The organism is Polaribacter ponticola, from assembly GCF_026191475.2.
Classification (GTDB): Bacteria; Bacteroidota; Bacteroidia; order Flavobacteriales; family Flavobacteriaceae; genus Polaribacter; species Polaribacter ponticola.
In genome coordinates this window covers 372,124-390,069 of the sequence record NZ_JAOSLC020000002.1, presented here as the reverse complement: position 1 = coordinate 390,069, position 17,946 = coordinate 372,124, and the positions used below count along the sequence as shown (strand labels likewise).

Annotated in this window: 13 protein-coding genes, 1 tRNA gene and 2 pseudogenes; 7 read left to right on the top strand and 9 right to left on the bottom strand. The window is 30.2% G+C overall.

All coding sequences use genetic code 11. From position 1 onward, the window contains the following. Positions 1 to 32: 32 nt before the first annotated feature. The 3 genes from N5A56_RS02165 to N5A56_RS02155 all read right to left on the bottom strand — a co-directional run bounded on the left by N5A56_RS02165 (position 33) and on the right by N5A56_RS02155 (position 3,469). On the bottom strand, positions 33 to 1,877 hold the full coding sequence (locus N5A56_RS02165; RefSeq protein WP_265723986.1) for a P-loop NTPase fold protein: 1,845 nt from the start codon (positions 1,875 to 1,877) through the stop codon (positions 33 to 35). A 29-nt stretch (positions 1,878 to 1,906) separates the two neighbouring features. Continuing rightward, positions 1,907 to 3,163 carry a site-specific integrase gene (locus N5A56_RS02160; protein WP_265723987.1) on the bottom strand — a complete coding sequence of 419 codons (1,257 nt, stop codon included), beginning with the start codon at positions 3,161 to 3,163 and terminating at the stop codon, positions 1,907 to 1,909. A 231-nt stretch (positions 3,164 to 3,394) separates the two neighbouring features. Next, positions 3,395 to 3,469 (bottom strand) — tRNA-Pro (locus tag N5A56_RS02155). A 195-nt stretch (positions 3,470 to 3,664) separates the two neighbouring features. Here N5A56_RS02155 and trxB point away from each other — a divergent pair. After that, complete coding sequence (gene trxB, locus N5A56_RS02150; protein ID WP_274270149.1) at positions 3,665 to 4,612, top strand: thioredoxin-disulfide reductase; 948 nt, start codon at positions 3,665 to 3,667, stop codon at positions 4,610 to 4,612. A 117-nt stretch (positions 4,613 to 4,729) separates the two neighbouring features. Here trxB and N5A56_RS02145 read toward each other — a convergent pair whose 3' ends face one another. The 6 genes from N5A56_RS02145 to N5A56_RS02120 form a co-directional block, all read right to left on the bottom strand. Then, positions 4,730 to 5,176, bottom strand: a complete 447-nt coding sequence (locus N5A56_RS02145) for a KTSC domain-containing protein (RefSeq protein WP_265723988.1) — start codon at positions 5,174 to 5,176, stop codon at positions 4,730 to 4,732. A gap of 109 nt (positions 5,177 to 5,285) precedes the next feature. Further along, a complete protein-coding gene (locus tag N5A56_RS02140) occupies positions 5,286 to 5,906 on the bottom strand; it encodes a M28 family peptidase (protein WP_265726073.1) in 621 nt (206 codons plus the stop codon). Between the two features lie 484 nt (positions 5,907 to 6,390). Further along, positions 6,391 to 8,199 (bottom strand): acyl-CoA dehydrogenase family protein, encoded by a 1,809-nt coding sequence (locus N5A56_RS02135; RefSeq protein ID WP_265723990.1) that lies wholly within the window; start codon positions 8,197 to 8,199, stop codon positions 6,391 to 6,393. 23 nt (positions 8,200 to 8,222) lie between these two features. Further along, on the bottom strand, positions 8,223 to 9,413 hold the full coding sequence (locus N5A56_RS02130; RefSeq protein ID WP_265723991.1) for an acetyl-CoA C-acyltransferase: 1,191 nt from the start codon (positions 9,411 to 9,413) through the stop codon (positions 8,223 to 8,225). A 4-nt stretch (positions 9,414 to 9,417) separates the two neighbouring features. Next, a complete protein-coding gene (locus N5A56_RS02125; RefSeq protein WP_265723992.1) occupies positions 9,418 to 11,823 on the bottom strand; it encodes a 3-hydroxyacyl-CoA dehydrogenase/enoyl-CoA hydratase family protein in 2,406 nt (801 codons plus the stop codon). A gap of 17 nt (positions 11,824 to 11,840) precedes the next feature. Continuing rightward, the gene (locus tag N5A56_RS02120; protein ID WP_274270148.1) at positions 11,841 to 12,296 is read right to left on the bottom strand and encodes a MarR family winged helix-turn-helix transcriptional regulator; all 456 of its coding nucleotides are present in this window, start codon (positions 12,294 to 12,296) and stop codon (positions 11,841 to 11,843) included. A 176-nt stretch (positions 12,297 to 12,472) separates the two neighbouring features. On the opposite strand from N5A56_RS02120, the pseudogene N5A56_RS02115 reads away from it, so the two are divergent. The 6 genes and pseudogenes from N5A56_RS02115 (at position 12,473) to N5A56_RS02090 (ending at position 17,881) form a co-directional block, all read left to right on the top strand. Continuing rightward, positions 12,473 to 13,401, top strand: a pseudogene (locus N5A56_RS02115) (ABC transporter ATP-binding protein). A gap of 3 nt (positions 13,402 to 13,404) precedes the next feature. After that, positions 13,405 to 14,730, top strand: coding sequence for an ABC transporter permease (locus N5A56_RS02110; RefSeq protein ID WP_265723994.1), 1,326 nt, complete (start codon positions 13,405 to 13,407; stop codon positions 14,728 to 14,730). 5 nt (positions 14,731 to 14,735) lie between these two features. Continuing rightward, positions 14,736 to 15,566, top strand: coding sequence for a mechanosensitive ion channel family protein (locus N5A56_RS02105; RefSeq protein ID WP_265723995.1), 831 nt, complete (start codon positions 14,736 to 14,738; stop codon positions 15,564 to 15,566). 15 nt (positions 15,567 to 15,581) lie between these two features. Beyond that, positions 15,582 to 16,743, top strand: a pseudogene (locus N5A56_RS02100) (sigma-54-dependent transcriptional regulator). 6 nt (positions 16,744 to 16,749) lie between these two features. Beyond that, positions 16,750 to 17,091 carry a VOC family protein gene (locus N5A56_RS02095; protein WP_265723997.1) on the top strand — a complete coding sequence of 114 codons (342 nt, stop codon included), beginning with the start codon at positions 16,750 to 16,752 and terminating at the stop codon, positions 17,089 to 17,091. Between the two features lie 148 nt (positions 17,092 to 17,239). Then, positions 17,240 to 17,881, top strand: a complete 642-nt coding sequence (locus N5A56_RS02090; RefSeq protein ID WP_265723998.1) for a peroxiredoxin — start codon at positions 17,240 to 17,242, stop codon at positions 17,879 to 17,881. The last annotated feature ends 65 nt before the right edge of the window (positions 17,882 to 17,946 follow it).

Sequence of the window (17,946 nt, the reverse complement as noted above, 5' to 3'; positions counted from 1 at the left end):
GATTTTAATAAGAATTATATGTCTCAAAAAAATTATTTAACTTCCAATGATAGTTTTTCAATTATCTCTTTTAGAGCATCAATAAACTCATTTAAATTAAAAATTCTCACTCTTTCATCAGGATTTAAGTTTGACTTGTAGTTTTCTATTTTTTTGGTAATATTATTTAAAAATTCTAAATCACCTGCCATAAAATCAATGACATTACTATAATCATATCTATCTTTAAATATCTCACAAATAGTAAAAATCATTTTGTTTTTGGAACTTTTAACCGCTTTTATAAAGCTAGTTACATTAACAAGCGGAAGGAATTCTTTATTAAATTTTTGTTCACTAAATAATACAGCTAAATCAACAATATCATTATTAGATATTAATTTAGAAAGTTTCATTGAAGTTTTAGTGTTATTTTCTGATTGTATTTTATAATGAAATTCAAAGATTTTATCAAGTATTTTTTTTGTGTCAGGATCTGGAGTGTTAAAATGTTTTAGAGTTTCAAAGGTTGCTAAATGAAATTCGGTTCTTTTAGCAGAAATTTTTAAGCCATCCAATAACGTTTTTTCTAAATCTTTTTTTGATATACTTATTAAACCTTTTTCTAAAAAATGATAATAGAAGTTTGCAATTTGCTTGTAATCGTACATCCAATAAAAGCCTTCTTCTGCTTTTTCAAGAACATATTTTGATAAATTTTCAAATTCGTTGTCATCAAGTTCTCTAAACTTATAATTTAATAATTTTCTAAAACTTGTAATTTCTTCAGAAACCTTTTCTGGCACTCTGCATTCTAATTCTTTTTTTAGTTTTTTATTATCGAGATAACCAGACAGGACAAATTTATAGATACTAGGGTAAAAGAAGTATTGGTCAATTCTGTTTGTTAAATATCTATCATAAAATAATTCGGGATTTGATTTTTTCCTTGGTTTATCACTTTTATTATTTAAAAAATTAGATACTATTCTTGAATACCAATCTTTATTTATATTACCAAACTCCTTAAAATCATTGCTGTCTTTTGATGTTAAATTTCCGTTTTTGAATTCTAAACTGAATATAGCTGTTGAAAATAAAACTTCTTCGATATATTTATGGTCAGCATTCTTTATGCTTGGATATATTGCTTCCAGAATATCTAAATAGAAAATTATATTTCTAAGGTTTTTTGATTTTTGTTCTTTAAATATCGAGACTATAAAGGTTTGACTTTTATTTAAAAACTTATAAAAAATCCTTTTTGATTTGTATTTTTCAATTAGTTTAGGGAAGATATCCAATAATTCTGGGTCATAATTAAGGACCCTACTAATTACTTTCTCTTTGATTTCATCGTATTTATGAGCTAACTGTTTATTAGATTTTTGTTTCTTTATTTTTTCTTCATCAGCGAGAATTATACATTTAGTGTGCTTATGTTCAGTAAATTCAGACAAATAACCAATTAACTCATCTATAGGGATTTTACACCTTTCTAAATCATCTAAACAAATACAGTATTTTTTAAAATTAAAAGATTTTACAGTAGATCCTTTCAATAAATCTGTAGCTTCTGTTCTAAACAAAAGTTTAGTTGTTGCATTTGCAATATTCGTAGAAATATTAGTAATACTTTTAACTAAATCATTTTGGTTTTTACCCAACTTGGGAATAAAATGAAGGAATAGTTTATGCTCTAAATTTTCAATTGAACTTATACCATTTAGTGATATATACATAATTTTGAGACTATTTTTTTCGATAATCTCTTTTAGTTGAGATTTTAAATAAAAAGTTTTACCACTTCCCCAAACTCCGTTAACCAATATAGCACTTTGGGTTTTCTCTTTTTTTAGGTATTTTTCAATGATTTTTTCTATGTGAGCTGTTTTCATATTTTTTGATACAATTTACTGAAATATTTCTAAGAGTAAAGTTCTTTTTGTTTTGATTCATTTTTATTACTTAGTTTTAGTATTAATGAAGCTATATCATCACTAACTTTTCTTTCAATAACTTTAGCATAAATCTGAGTTGTAGCAATTTTTGTATGACCTAATAATTTTGAAACAGTTTCTATGGGCACACCATTACTTAAAGTTATGGTAGTAGCAAAAGTATGTCTAGCGATATGGAAAGTAAGATTCTTTTTTATGCCACTTAAATCTGCAATTTCTTTTAAGTATGAATTTAATTTTTGATTTGAAATGTTAGGGAATAATGTTTTAGTTTTTTTTGTTTTAATGTGACCTTTATATTTCTTAATCAAAATTTCAGCTATTGGTAATAGAGGTATTTTAACTTTATTGTGCGTCTTCTGTCTATTTGTGATAATCCATTTACCACCATCAATTCCTAAACCTATATTATCTTCGTTCAGCTGCATAACATCGATGTAAGATAATCCTGTATAGCAACTAAAAATAAATAAGTCTTTGACCAGGATTAATCTTTCTATATCAAATTCTCTTTCAATGATTTTTTGTAACTCATCTTCTCTTAAAAATTCGCGTTCATTTTTAATATAAGTGGGCTTAAACTTTATAAAGGGGTCTTTGTCTATCCATTCCATTTTATAAGCTAAAGTTACCATTTTACGGAGTCTTTGAATATGTTTCATTACCGTGTTGTTTTCCATCTGTTTTTGATGGTCTGAAGGAACATATGAACGCAAGAATTTTTCAAAGTCAACAACAAAACGATATGTTAATTGAGATAAATATATGTCTTGAATTTTTCTTTTCTTAGTTAAAAATAGTTTGATATACTTTTGAGTTGTGAAGTAGTTTTTTAAAGTGCCAAAAGTTAAAGATTCACTCATTTGAGTGTTGTGATAATCGATTAAAGTAAGTAAAGAATATTCTTCATTGTCTTCACCTAAAAAACGAGCTTTAATAGATTGAGAGCAGATAAATGCTTTTTCTTTTATAAGTTCATCATAGGCTGTATAAACTCTATTTTTAACCTGGTCTAAATATCTATTGAGTAAACGTGATTCCTGTTTATTACCTTTTGCTCTTCCTCTTCGAGAATCCCATTCAGATAGAATAACTTTTCGTTGTAAGCTAATATTAGCTCTTTTACCATTTACAGTTATTCTGCCATATACAGATACTTGGTTGTTTTTAATACGTGTTGCGTTTACCCAAAAAGATAAGGTAAAATTAATTTGTGATTGCATAGTTGTCGTCTTTTAATTAAACATTCTTCTAGACGAAAGTCAAATCAACTATTTCAAAAACAGTTTATTAAGGTTTCAATTGGTTCACACTTTTTGTGTTTTGAAACTGTGAACCGAATTGTGAACCAAACTAAACTATATTAATTCAATTCTTATGTTAACCCAAAAACCACAAAACCTTGTAAATCATACGATTTACAAGGTTTTAGTTTCTATTGGTATTCATTTTAGTCGGGGTGGCAGGATTCGAACCTGCGACCTCCTCGTCCCAAACGAGGCGCGATGACCGGGCTACGCTACACCCCGAAAATGATTGCTCATTTAAGGACAGCAAATATACACTCTTTTTGTAATATACCAACGAATTAAAATAAATTTTAAAAATTACTTCCGATTAATTATATCTACTTATGTTCTCATTATTAAAACTTATAAACATTCGTTTTAAAAAGTATCAAAAAACTATATTTTTACACATCTTAAATTGATACAGAAAATAATATGTCAGATACAATAGAAAAATTAAAATGCTTAATTATTGGTTCAGGTCCTGCAGGTTATACGGCAGCTATTTATGCAGCTAGAGCAGATATGAAACCAATAATGTATACAGGTATGCAAATGGGTGGTCAATTAACAACTACTACAGAAGTTGATAATTTTCCAGGGTATGCAAATGGGACAGATGGTACAGCAATGATGAATGATTTGCAAAAACAAGCAGAACGTTTTGGAACCGAAGTTCGTTTTGGTTTGGTAACAAAAGTAGATTTAAGTGATAAAGTTGGTGGTATTCATAAGGTTATAGTTGATGAAACGAAACATATAGAAGCAGAAACTATTATTATTTGTACAGGAGCAACTGCAAAATATTTAGGTATTGAGAGTGAGCAGCGTTTAATTGGTGGAGGTGTTTCTGCATGTGCAACTTGCGATGGATTTTTCTACAAAGGACAAGATGTTGTTGTTGTTGGAGCAGGAGATACTGCTGCTGAAGAAGCAACTTATTTATCTAATATTTGTAATAAAGTTACAATTTTAGTTCGTAAAGATTTTATGAGAGCTTCAAAAGCAATGCAGCATAGAGTTAATAAAACGGCTAATATTGAAGTATTATACAATACAGAAATAGATGAGGTTATTGGATCTAATGTTGTAGAAGGTGTTAGGGCAATTAATAATCAAACAAAAGAAACAACAAATATACCTGTAACGGGTGTTTTTATTGCAATTGGTCATAAACCTAACTCAGATTTATTTAAAGGTGTTTTAGATATGGATGATGTTGGTTATTTAATTACCCAAGGAAAATCAACAAAAACAAATTTACCAGGAGTTTTTGCAGCTGGAGATATTCAAGATAAAGAATATAGGCAAGCGGTTACTGCCGCAGGAACAGGTTGTATGGCCGCTTTAGATGCAGAACGTTATCTAGGAGCTTTAGAGTAAGATTTTGTAAAAAAGACCAATAAAAAAAGAGATTACAAATATGTAATCTCTTTTTTTATTTTGCATCATTATTAGTTTAAAATAATGTGTTTTTTATCATTTAAGAACAATAATTTATTAAACTACAACAGAAGCTTTCATTGATTTTCTATAAGTAAATGAATTAAAGATATTTCTTTTACCAAAGTTATTCATTGATTTTGCATTTACAAATTTTCCGAAAAGTATTTTACTAACACCAAAGTATTCGTATTTGTTACCGTCTGTAAAAGTAACTTCTAATAACATACTTTTATGGTGCCAATCTGCAACCTGAAATTCTGATATTGTAGTTTTGTAAGCGTTTAAATTAGCTTCTTTAGTTTCTGGAGCAATACTTACTAGAAAATGGTAACCATCAATAATTTGAGTACTTACAATTTCTGCTTCTTCTTTTTTAGCTTCTTCCAAAAATTTATCTGGATGCCATTCTTTAACTAATTTTCTATAAGAAGATTTTAATTCTTTAAGATCAATTGCACCTTCTATATTAAATAATTTCTTGTATTGTTTAATTCGCTTCATTTCAATGTTTTCAAATTGCGTGCAAAAGTATTGATAAAAAAGGGATTAACTGTTTTATTTTTTGGTTTTTAAACAGCCTTTTTTAAAAATGAATTTAAAAGTTAAATAATTATTCACTTAAATATTCATCAAGATTTTCAATTGAACGTATTATTGTTTTAACAGCTTCAATATAGAATTCAGTATTTATAGTAGCGTAAGTGTCAGTAGATCTATGGTAATCTTTATGATCTGGAACACCGTAATAAATAAAAGGAATTTTTTCTCTGTGGAAAACTTTGTGATCAGAAGAAAAAGTCCAATCAGATTGTTCTTTGTTATCTGGGTCATCATGCCCAAATAATAATTGAATTTTTTCTGATTTAGAATCTTCTAATGGATCTCTTAAATCAGGATAAAGAAATAATCCACAAGCAAATAATTCAGGATCATAATCACTATGAGCGATCATATCTAAATTAATATTAAGTGAAATACTTTCTTTGTTAGTGTAATTTTTTAAAAAATATTCAGCTCCTAAAGACCCAATTTCTTTTGCATCTAAAGCCGCAAAAACCAAATTATGTTTGGTCGGTTTAGACTTAAAATATTCTGCAATAGTAAATAAAGCTGCTACACCAGATGCATTGTCATCTGCTCCGTTGTAGATTCTTTCATTTTTAATACCTAAATGATCAAAATGAGCTGTAATAACAAAAGTTTTATTTGTTTGCCCTTTTAGTTGGCCAATAATATTACCTCCAATAGCTGTTGTATCCTTTACATTAGAGAAATTTTCATTAGGCTTTCTTACAGGAAAAACTTCATGTCTTTTTTTCCTTTAAATGTGTAGGAAAATTCTTGTAAGTATTGATTTTTCTGAAAAGTTTGAAGTTCAACTTGACTAAATTTATCAATAATAAATTTTTGTGCTTTGTGATTTCCAGGAGTAGAAAAAGCTCTTCCCTGTAGAGAATCGTTAGATAGTATTTTAATGTTATTTAATAACTCTTGGTTATTAAATTCAATTTTTTTGGTTTACTGCAGCTTCCAGCTATAATCAAGAAAGAAACAACAGAAAGTAATTTAGTCTTCATAGTTGATGTTTTTGTCTAGAAAATTAGGGAATTGAAATGCAAATATATAAAAAAAAGGCCATATTTGAAATGGCCTTTTTAAACAAACAACTAAAATTTAAAACTTTAATAGTCTCAAATAATAATTTTTTAATAAAACTAAAAGCAGTATTTATTTTCTACTGTTAATTTTTCTGCGATAGAATTACGCAATGCAACTACATTTGGATGATTTGCGTATTTTGTAAAACGCTTTAACCCCATTAATAGCATACGTTGTTCATCACCTTCAGCAAAAGAAACGATACCTTCTTTTCCGTTTTTAGTAATAATATCTACTGCATTATATAAGTATAATCTTGCCATTGCAATTTGACCAGCCTGAGCATCTTCACCAAAACGTTTTGCGTTTTTCTCAGTACGTAATATTGTAGATTCTGCCATATAAACTTCATTTAAGATATTTGCAGCAGCCATTAACAATTGTTGATGTTGATCTAAATCTGGTCCAAATTTCTGAATTGCAGAACCTGCAACCATTAAAAAGACCTTTTTTAGTTTACCAATCATTTCTTTTTCTTCTGCAAATAATTCTGAGTAATCTGGAGTGTCAAAAGAAGGAATACCTAATAATTCATTTCCAACTGCAGTTGCTGGTCCTAATAAATCTACATGACCTTTCATTGCTTTTTTAACTAACATACCAACAGACAACATTCTGTTAATTTCATTAGTTCCTTCGTAAATACGAGCAATTCTTGCATCTCTCCAAGCAGCTTCCATTGGTGTTTCTTCAGAGAATCCCATTCCTCCAAAAATCTGAATTCCTTCATCTGCACAATTTTGTACATCTTCAGATACAGTAACTTTTAAGATAGAACATTCAATAGCATATTCTTCAACACCTTTTAATTCAGCTTCTTGATGTGTGTTACCATCAGCTAAACGCATTGCAATTCTATCTTCTATGTTTTTAGCAGCTCTATAACTTGCAGACTCTCCAGCATAACAGTTTGTTGCCATTTCTGCTAATTTTGCTTTAATAGCTCCAAACTCTGCAATAGGAGTTTTAAACTGCTTACGTTCAGTTGCATATTGTAATGCCGTTTCTAAAACTCTTCTTTGAGAATCTAAACAAGCTGCAGCTAATTTGATACGTCCAACATTTAAAGCATTTACGGCAATTTTAAATCCACCACCACGAACAGATAACATGTTTTCTGCAGGCACTACAGTATCATTATAAAATACTTGACGTGTAGAACTTGCTCTAATACCTAATTTATGTTCTTCTTCACCTAATGTAATTCCGTTTGGATTAGCAGGGTCATATTCAACAATAAAACCTGTTATATTTTTATCATCTTCAATACGAGCAAAAACGATCATTACGTTACAGAAACCTGCATTTGTAATCCACATTTTTTGTCCGTTTAATTTATAAGATTTACCGTCTTCAGATAAAGTAGCTGTTGTTTTACCAGAGTTGGCATCAGAACCAGCTCCTGGTTCTGTTAAACAGTATGATCCCATCCATTCTCCGGATGCTAATTTGGGAACATATTTTTTCTTTTGTTCTTCTGTACCGTATAAAGTAATTGGCATAGTTCCAATACCTGTATGTGCTCCAAAAGCTGTGCTTAAAGATCCGTTCCCACTAGAGATATACTCACAAGTTATCATTGTTGAAACAAATCCCATTCCTAACCCTCCAAACTCTTCAGGAACAGCAACACCTAAGAAACCTAATTCTCCAGCTTTTTTCATTACTTCTTCTGTAAGATCAAAATCTTTTGCTTCAAAGCGAGCTTTGTGAGCTATAATTTCACGCTCGTTAAATTCTTTAACGGCTTCTTTCATCATTACTTGCTCTTCAGAAAAATCTTCAGGAGTAAATACATCTTCACAATTTGTTTCTTTTACAAGGAATTGTCCTCCTCTTAAGATATCTTTTTTTGTTGATTCCATTATCTATTATTTATTTGGGGGTTTTAATTTAAAAATTCAAAAATTCCTGCAGCACCTTGTCCAGTACCAACACACATTGTTACCATTCCGTATTTACCTTGCATGTTACGCTTGCGCATTTCATCAAATAACTGCACCGATAATTTTGCACCAGTACAACCTAATGGATGTCCTAATGCAATTGCACCACCATTTACGTTAATGATATCTGCGTCTAAACCTAATTCGCGAATTACAGCTAAAGATTGAGAAGCAAATGCTTCATTCAATTCAATTAAGCTAATATCTTCTTGTTTTAATCCGGCTTGTTTTAATGCCTTTGGAATAGCAGCAACAGGTCCAATTCCCATAATTCTTGGAGGAACACCAGCAGCAGCATAACTTACCATTCTTGCAATAGGCTTAATGTTTAATTCTTTCACCATATCTTCACTCATGACCATTACAAATGCAGCTCCATCACTTGTTTGAGATGAGTTACCAGCAGTAACACTTCCGCCAGTAGCAAATACTGGACGTAAACGCTCTAAACCTGCAATGTTAGACCCTTTTCTTGGTCCTTCATCTTTGTTTACAGTATACTTTCTTGTTACTTTTTTTCCTTCTGCATTCACAAAAGTTTCTTCAACTTCAATTGGAACAATTTGATCTTGAAAACGATCTTCAGCTTGAGCTTTTAAAGCTTTTAAATGAGAGTTTAAAGCAAATTCATCTTGATCTTTACGAGAGACATTAAATTTATCTGCAACTGCTTCCGCAGTATTTCCCATTCCCCAGTAATAATCTGCGTGACCTGCAGCAACTGTATCGTAGTTTAATTCTGGTTTAAAACCTGTCATTGGTACAGAACTCATACTTTCTGCTCCACCTGCAATAATACATTCTGCCATTCCTGACTGAATTTTTGCAACTGCCATACCAATAGTTTCTAATCCTGAAGAACAAAAACGATTTACGGTTACACCAGGAACATCTTCAATTTCTAATCCCATTAAAGAGATTAAACGTGCCATATTTAATCCTTGCGAACCTTCTGGCATTGCATTACCAACGATTACGTCGTCAATACGTTTTTTATCGAATTCTGGTAAATTTTTCATTAAATGCTGAATAGTATCAGCAGCTAATTCATCAGCTCTTTTAAATCTGAACGCACCTCTTTTAGACTTTGCTACGGCGGTTCTATATCCTTGTACTATATATGCTGTTTTCATCTTCTTAGTTTCTTAATGGTTTACCAGTTTTTAACATGTGTTGAATACGCTCTAATGTTTTGCGCTCTGTACATAAACTCAAGAAAGCTTCGCGTTCTAAGTCTAATAAATACTGTTCAGAAACCTTTGTTGGTTCTGATAAATCTCCACCAGCCATTACGTAGGCTAATTTGTTTGCTATTTTTTGATCGTGTTCTGAAATAAATCTACTTGCTTGCATAGAATCTGTAGCTACCATAAAAGCACCTAAAGCTTGCTTACCAAGAACCAATACATCATTTCGAGTAGCTGGTTGTGTATAACCTGCTTCTGCCATTAAGATTGCATGTTTCTTAGCAACTGCAATTTGTCTATCTTTATTTACAACAACAACATCTTTTCCTTTTTGAAGTAAACCTAAATCGAATGCTTCATAAGCAGAAGTTGCTACTTTTGCAGTACCAATTGTTAAGAAATTTTCTTGTAATACGTTTAACTGAACATCTCCTTTACGGAAAGTGTCAGAAGCACGTAATGCCATTTCTTTAGAACCACCACCACCTGGAATAACACCTACTCCAAATTCTACTAATCCCATATAAGTTTCTGCTGCTGCAACTACTTTATCTGCGTGTAATGAAATTTCACAACCACCACCTAAAGCCATTCCGTGAGGAGCAGAAATTGTTGGAATTGCTGAATAACGCATACGCATCATTGTATCTTGGAAGTATTTTATTGCCTGATTTAACTCCGTGTATTCTTGTTCTGCAGCCATCATAAATATCATTCCGATATTGGCTCCAACTGAGAAGTTTGCTGCTTGATTACCTACAATTAAACCTTGATAATTTGTTTCAGCTAAATCAATAGCTTTATTAACTGCTGCTAAAACATCGCCACCAATAGTGTTCATTTTAGATTGGAATTCTAAATTTAAAATTCCGTCTCCTAAATCTTCAATTACTGCACCAGAGTTTTTCCAAACTTCGTTTGATTTTCTGATGTTGTCTAAGATGATAAATGAATCTTGACCTGGTTTTTTAACTTGTGCTTTTGCAGGAATATCATAATAATATGTTGCTCCGTCTTTTACTGAATAAAAAGAAGTTTCTCCTTTTTCTAACATTTCAGTAACCCAAGAAGCAACTGCATGTCCTTCAGCTTTCATAATCTCAACACCTTTGGCTATACCAACTGCGTCCCAAATTTGAAAAGGTCCATGTTCCCAACCAAATCCAGCTCTTAAACCGTCATCAATTCTATATAATTCGTCAGAAATTTCTGGAATTCTATTTTGAACATAAGCAAACATTGCTCCGAAAGACTTTCTGTAAAACTCACCAGCTTTATCTTTACCAGCAACTAATACTTTAAATCTGTCAGTAACATTATCAATCGTTTTCGTTAATTCTAACGTTGCGAATTTTGCAGATTTCTTTTCTCTATATTCTAATGTATTTAAATCTAATGATAAGATGTTTCTTTTACCATTAGCATCTTTTGTCATTTTGTAAAAACCTTGTTTGGTTTTACTTCCTAACATTTTGTTTTCCATCATGTGGTTTACAAAATCAGGAATTACAAACTGATCTCTCATTTCGTCATTAGGGCAATTGTCTTTTACTCCATTTGCCGTATGCACCAATGTATCTAAACCTACAACATCAATTGTTCTGAAAGTTGCCGATTTTGGACGACCAATAACTGGTCCTGTTAATTTATCTACTTCTTCAATAGTTAAGCCCATGTCTTTTACAACGTGGAATAAACTCATAATTCCGAAGATACCAATTCTGTTTCCAATAAAAGCAGGTGTATCTTTCGCTAAAACTGAAGTTTTACCTAAAAACTTATCACCATATTCCATTAAGAAATCAGTTACAGCAGGATCACAGTTTGGTCCTGGAACAACTTCAAAAAGTTTTAAATATCTTGGTGGATTAAAAAAGTGAGTTACTGCAAAATGCTTTTGGAAGTCTTCACTTCTTCCTTCATTCATAAATTTGATAGGAATACCAGAAGTATTAGAAGTAATTAAAGTTCCTGGAGTTCTGTATTTCTCTAGCTTTTCAAAAACGATTTTCTTAATGTCTAATCGCTCTACAACAACTTCCATAATCCAATCTACATCAGCAACTTTAGCAATATCATCTTCTAGATTACCAGTAGTAATTCTTTCAGCAAACTTCTTACTATAAATAGGAGAAGGTTTCGATTTTAATGAAGCCGTTAATGCATCGTTTACTAAGCGGTTACGAACAACTTTGTCTTCTAATGTTAATCCTTTTGCTTTTTCTTTGTCGTTTAATTCTCTTGGTACGATGTCCAATAAAAGAACTTCTACGCCAATGTTTGCAAAGTGACAAGCAATACCAGACCCCATTATTCCGGAACCTACAATCGCTACTTTTTTTATTCTTCTAGTCATTTTGATATTGATTTATTTTATACTGCTTCTTGATTATTTTCGTAAATCTTTTTGTCAGCAATTAATTTATTTATAGTTGAGGTTACTTTAAAAAAAGATTCTAAATCTTGATCTGTAACTGAGTCTATTATTTTATTGTTAAACTGAAAAACATGGCCTTTAGAAATTTTACGCATTTCTATACCATAATTAGTTAGTTTAATAATTACACTTCTTCCATCATCTGGGTTTTTTTCTCTAGAAATAGCCCCTTTATCTTCCATAGTTTTTAAAATTCTAGAAAGACTAGTTGGTTCCATTCCCATTAATGGTCCTAAAGAAGTCGAAGGAGTGCCATTATCTACATCAATATTTAATAAAACAAAAGCTGTTGCCATAGTGCTATCATGCTTTGCAGCTTGCTCATTGTACATTTTTGCAACGGCTTGCCATGTAGCTCTTAATTGATGATCTATCGATTTATCTTTATCCATTGCCTCAAAGATATAAAAATTTATTATGCATGCATAGTAAATTGTAAAAAAGTTATGCACGCATAGTAAATTTAACATTTCTTAAATTATAACCAATTACAACTTTTAACTACATATAGCTATAAAATAACTAAATTTGTAAGTAGTATACTTTTATAAAAAAAACGATACCATCAATGAGTAATTTATTAGAAATTAATAATGTTGTAAAAAACTATGGAGATTTTAGAGCATTAAATGATGTTACCATTCATATCCCTAAAGGAAGTGTTTATGGCTTGCTAGGGCCAAATGGAGCAGGTAAAACTTCTTTAATTAGAATAATAAATCAAATTACAATGCCAGATGCTGGTTCTATATTATTAGACGGTGAGCCTTTGTCTCCAAAGCATACAGCAGATATAGGATATTTACCAGAAGAAAGAGGTTTGTATAAGTCGATGAAAGTTGGTGAACAAGCTTTGTATTTAGCGCAATTAAAAGGGTTAAGTAAGTCTGAAGCTAAAAAGAAATTAAAATATTGGTTTGATAAGTTTGATATTTCTGCTTGGTGGGGAAAAAAATAGAAGAACTTTCTAAAGGAATGGCGCAAAAAGTACAATTTATTGTTACGGTAATGCATGAACCTAAATTGTTAATTTTTGATGAACCTTTTTCTGGATTCGATCCTATTAATGCACAATTAATTGCTCAAGAGATTTTAAAATTAAGAGATAAAGGTGCAACCATTATTTTTTCTACGCATAGAATGGAGTCTGTAGAAGAAATGTGTGACGAGATTGCTTTAATCAATAAATCAAATAAAATTTTAGATGGAAAGTTGTCTGATATTAAACGTGAGTTTAGAACAAATACTTTTCAGGTAGGATTAAATACTGATAATCCTAAAGAAGTTGAAGCAAGGTTAAAAGAAAGTTTTGAAGTTTTTCCAGCAGATTTTAATTTGTTAGGAAATGAGTTAACATTAAATGTGAAATTAGGAACTTCTAATTCTGCAAATGAGTTATTATCTTTTTTAACAAGTAGAGGAGAAGTACAACATTTTGTAGAGTTAATACCAAGTGCAAACGATATATTTATTCAAGCAGTAAATAAAAACAATTAGAATATGAGCAAGTTAAAACTAATTATACATAGAGAGTTTATTGCTAAAGTGCGTAATAAATCGTTTATTATGATGACTTTTTTAAGTCCGTTATTAATGGTTGGTATGGGAGCTTTGGTTTTCTTTTTAATGAAAAAGAACGACGAAAAAGTAAAAGAAATCGTTTATGTAGACGAATCTAAATTATTTACAAAAGACGATTTTAAAGATACAGAGACTATACATTATAAAGATTATACAGCTTTAGGTATTGAGTTAACAAAAAAGAAGGTAGAAGAAGGTAATTATTATGGTGCTTTAATTATACCTAAACAAGATAGTTTAGAAATTCTTGCAAATTCTATTGAGTTTTATTCTAAAGATTCTCCAGGAATGTCTGTTATGAGTTCTTTAGAATCTAAAATTGAACGAAAACTAAGAAACGAAAAGTTAAATAATTTTGGTATTGATATCGATAAAATAAACGCATCTCGGATTCAGTCTGATATTAAAATGTTTAATTTTTCTGGTGAAGAATCATCTAAATTAATAAATGGCCTAAAAATTGGGTTAGGAGCCATTGCTGGTTATATGTTAATGATGTTTGTTATGATTTATGGAACTTCGGTTATGAGAAGTGTAATTGAAGAAAAAACAAGTAGAATTATAGAAGTAATTATTTCTTCTGTAAAACCCTTTCAGTTAATGTTAGGTAAAATTATTGGTAATGCTTCTGCAGGTTTACTACAATTCTTTATTTGGGGAATTTTATTATTAATTATTTCTACAGTTGCATCCTCTGTTTTTGGTGTAGATATGGTAGAAATGCAAACATCAAAATTACCAGCAGAACAATTGGAAGTTGCAAAACAAGCTGCTGGTGGCGATAAAATGCAATTACTTATTCAAGAAATTTTAAGGCTACCAATTTTAAAAATGTTCTTACTATTTATCTTTTACTTTTTAGGCGGGTATATGTTGTATAGTTCTTTATTTGCTGCCGTTGGTGCTGCTGTAGATAATGAGACGGATACTCAACAATTTATGTTACCAATTATGTTACCTTTAATTTTAGGTGTTTATGTTGGTTTTGCTACAGTTATAAATGAGCCTCATGGTTCTATGGCTGTGTTGTTTTCACACATTCCTTTTACTAGTCCTATCGTAATGTTAATGAGAGTTCCTTTTGGAGTTTCTTGGTATGAATTGGCTATTTCTATGACATTATTATTACTTACTTTTATATTTATGGTTTGGTTTGCAGCAAAGATTTATCGTGTTGGTATTTTAATGTATGGTAAGAAACCAACGTATAAAGATCTATATAAATGGTTAAAGTATAAAGGGTAAAAAAGATGAATACTTTCAGAGATTTTTTAAATTATTCATTTGAATTGAATGATAAAATTCATTTAGATGTACAAACTGTTATTTTTTTATTTGTTATTTTAATTATTACAAATTTCTTATTAAAACTGGTAAGAAAAATAGTAAATAAGAGATTGAATAATGAAGATCAAGGTAAATTTACTGCAATATTTTCTTTTTTAAAATACTTTGTCTACATTATAGTAATTATAATTGGGTTAGAGTCTTCTGGAGTAGAAGTTAGTGTTTTACTTGCCGGTTCTGCAGCGTTGTTGGTTGGTATTGGTTTAGGATTGCAAACTCTTTTTCAAGATATAATATCGGGTATTTTTATTTTACTAGATAAAACACTTACTGTTAACGACATTGTTGAGGTTGATGATAAAGTTGGCAAGGTTCTTGAAATAAAGTTAAGAACAACGAGAGCGGTAACTATAGATGATAAAGTTTTAATTATACCCAATCATAAATTTTTAACACAAAGTTTGTTTAACTGGACTCAAAATGGTGTACAAACTACAGAAGGTATAAATGTTGGTGTTGCCTATGGATCTGATGTAAATTTGGTTAAAAGTATTTTAATAGAGGTAGCAAAATCGCATCCAAAAATTTTAAAAACAAATTTACCAAGAGTTTTGTTTACAGATTTTGGGAATAGTGCTCTTCAATTTAGATTGTTATTTGTAATTAATAATAGTTATGAGCATTTAACAATTAAAAGCGATTTAAGATTTGAAATAGATGCTAAATTTAGAGAGCATAATGTGTCAATACCTTTTCCGCAAAGAGATGTTCATATTTTTGGTGATAAAAGATAGATAAAAAGAAAAAAGATGAGTAGAATATTAGTCATAGAAGATGAAGCAGCAATTAGAAGAGTTTTAAAAAAATTATCTCTGAAGAGAATGATGCTTATAATGTTGAAGAAGCAGAAGATGGATTGTTAGGAATTGAAATGATTAAAAACAATGATTACGATTTAGTTTTATGTGATATTAAAATGCCAAAGATGGATGGTGTTGAGGTGTTAGAAAAAGCAAAAAAATAAAACCAGAAATACCAATTATTATGATTTCTGGCCATGGAGATTTAGATACAGCTGTTAATACAATGCGACTAGGTGCTTTTGATTATATTTCTAAACCACCAGATTTAAATCGTCTTTTAAATACAGTTAGAAATGCTTTAGATAAGAAAGTATTAATTGTAGAAAATAAAAGATTAAAGAAAAAGGTTAGTAAAAACTATGAAATGATTGGTGATAGCGATGCAATCACTCACATTAAAAATATTATAGAAAAAGTTGCAGCTACAGATGCAAGAGTTCTAATTACGGGGCCAAATGGAACAGGTAAAGAGTTAGTTGCACATTGGTTGCATGAAAAATCAGACCGTTCTAAAGCACCAATGATAGAAGTTAATTGTGCGGCAATACCATCAGAATTAATAGAAAGTGAGTTGTTTGGTCATGTAAAAGGTTCTTTTACAGGAGCAAATAAAGACAGAGCAGGTAAGTTTGAAGCAGCAAATGGAGGAACCATTTTTTTAGATGAAATTGGTGATATGAGTTTGTCTGCACAAGCAAAAGTATTACGTGCTTTACAAGAAAATAAAATTCAACGTGTAGGTTCTGATAAAGATATAAAAGTAAATGTTAGAATTGTTGCTGCAACTAACAAAAACTTAAAAAAGGAAATTGCAGATGGTCGTTTTAGAGAAGATTTATATCACAGATTAGCTGTTATATTAATTAAAGTTCCTTCTTTAAATGAAAGAAGAGAAGATGTGCCTTTATTGGTAGATTATTTTACTTCAAAAATTTCTGAACAACAAGGAACTCCTAAAAAAACATTTTCTATTGAAGCAATTAAACTATTGCAAGAATATGATTGGACAGGTAATATTAGAGAATTAAGAAATGTTGTAGAGCGTTTAATTATACTTGGAGAAAAAGAAGTATCTGCAAACGATATTAAGCTGTTTGCAAGTAAATAAGATAAAATGAAGAATAATAGCATTAATTATATAGAATTTTATACTCATAATATTAATGAGACAAAATTGTTTTATGAAAATGCATTTTCTTGGAAATTTACAGATTATGGGGCAACTTATATAGCTTTTTCAGAAAGCGGTTTAGAGGGTGGTTTTGAGCTTACTTCTTTACCAATAATTAATGGAGCATTAGTTGTTTTGTATTCAGATAATTTAAAAGCTATTCAAGAAAAAATCATATCGTTTGGAGGGAAAATATCAAAAGAAATTTTTGAATTCCCAGGAGGCAAACGTTTTCAATTTTTAGATCCAACAGGTAACGAATTAGCAGTTTGGTCTAATAAATAAGAAATATTTATTCTTAAACAATAAAACTATAAATAAAGTTGATAGAAATATAAAAACTTCCCATCAACTTTTTTCTTTTTTAGAGTAATCCGTTTCTATATTTGTAGTATTAAAAATTGAATATTAATAATTATAAAATTTATATAAAATGGCAACATTAGTTGGTAAAAAATTTCCAGATTTAAATGTAGACGCAATGAACGAAATGGGCGATACATTTAAAGTAAACGTATTAGAAGAAGCTGTAAACAATAAGAAAAAAGTAGTATTATTCTGGTATCCTAAAGACTTTACATTTGTTTGTCCTACAGAGTTACACGCTTTTCAAGCAGCATTAGGAGAATTCGAAAAAAGAAATACTGTTGTAATTGGTGCGTCTTGTGATACGCCAGAAGTACATTTTGCATGGTTAAGCCAATCTAAAGATAATGGTGGTATAGAAGGTGTAACTTACCCTTTATTAGCAGATAGTAATAGAAACTTATCTTCAATTTTAGGTATTTTAGATATTACGAATGAAGTTTTTGATGAAGCTACACAAACTGTACAAGTAGAAGGAGATAATGTAACGTATAGAGCTACTTATATTATAGATGAAGATGGTGTTGTACAACACGAAAGTATTAATAATATGCCTTTAGGTAGAAATGTTGGTGAGTACTTACGTTTAGTAGATGCTTTAACACATGTACAAGAAAAAGGTGAGGTTTGTCCTGCAAACTGGGAAGAAGGTAAAGATGCTATGCAACCTAATGCAAAAGGAACTGCAGCTTATTTAGCTTCTCACTAAAAATTAATTATTAATTATGAATTACGAGTTCTCAATTCGTAATTCATAATTTAAAATTCATAATT

Coding starts and splice junctions, on each gene's coding strand:
- N5A56_RS02095 (WP_265723997.1), top strand. CDS start 16,750: ATGAAGAATAATAGCATTAATTATATAGAATTTTATACTCATAATATT.
- N5A56_RS02105 (WP_265723995.1), top strand. CDS start 14,736: ATGAATACTTTCAGAGATTTTTTAAATTATTCATTTGAATTGAATGAT.
- N5A56_RS02145 (WP_265723988.1), bottom strand. CDS start 5,176: ATGAAGCGAATTAAACAATACAAGAAATTATTTAATATAGAAGGTGCA.
- N5A56_RS02160 (WP_265723987.1), bottom strand. CDS start 3,163: ATGCAATCACAAATTAATTTTACCTTATCTTTTTGGGTAAACGCAACA.
- N5A56_RS02120 (WP_274270148.1), bottom strand. CDS start 12,296: ATGGATAAAGATAAATCGATAGATCATCAATTAAGAGCTACATGGCAA.
- N5A56_RS02135 (WP_265723990.1), bottom strand. CDS start 8,199: ATGGAATCAACAAAAAAAGATATCTTAAGAGGAGGACAATTCCTTGTA.
- N5A56_RS02110 (WP_265723994.1), top strand. CDS start 13,405: ATGAGCAAGTTAAAACTAATTATACATAGAGAGTTTATTGCTAAAGTG.
- trxB (WP_274270149.1), top strand. CDS start 3,665: ATGTCAGATACAATAGAAAAATTAAAATGCTTAATTATTGGTTCAGGT.
- N5A56_RS02130 (WP_265723991.1), bottom strand. CDS start 9,413: ATGAAAACAGCATATATAGTACAAGGATATAGAACCGCCGTAGCAAAG.
- N5A56_RS02165 (WP_265723986.1), bottom strand. CDS start 1,877: ATGAAAACAGCTCACATAGAAAAAATCATTGAAAAATACCTAAAAAAA.
- N5A56_RS02090 (WP_265723998.1), top strand. CDS start 17,240: ATGGCAACATTAGTTGGTAAAAAATTTCCAGATTTAAATGTAGACGCA.
- N5A56_RS02125 (WP_265723992.1), bottom strand. CDS start 11,823: ATGACTAGAAGAATAAAAAAAGTAGCGATTGTAGGTTCCGGAATAATG.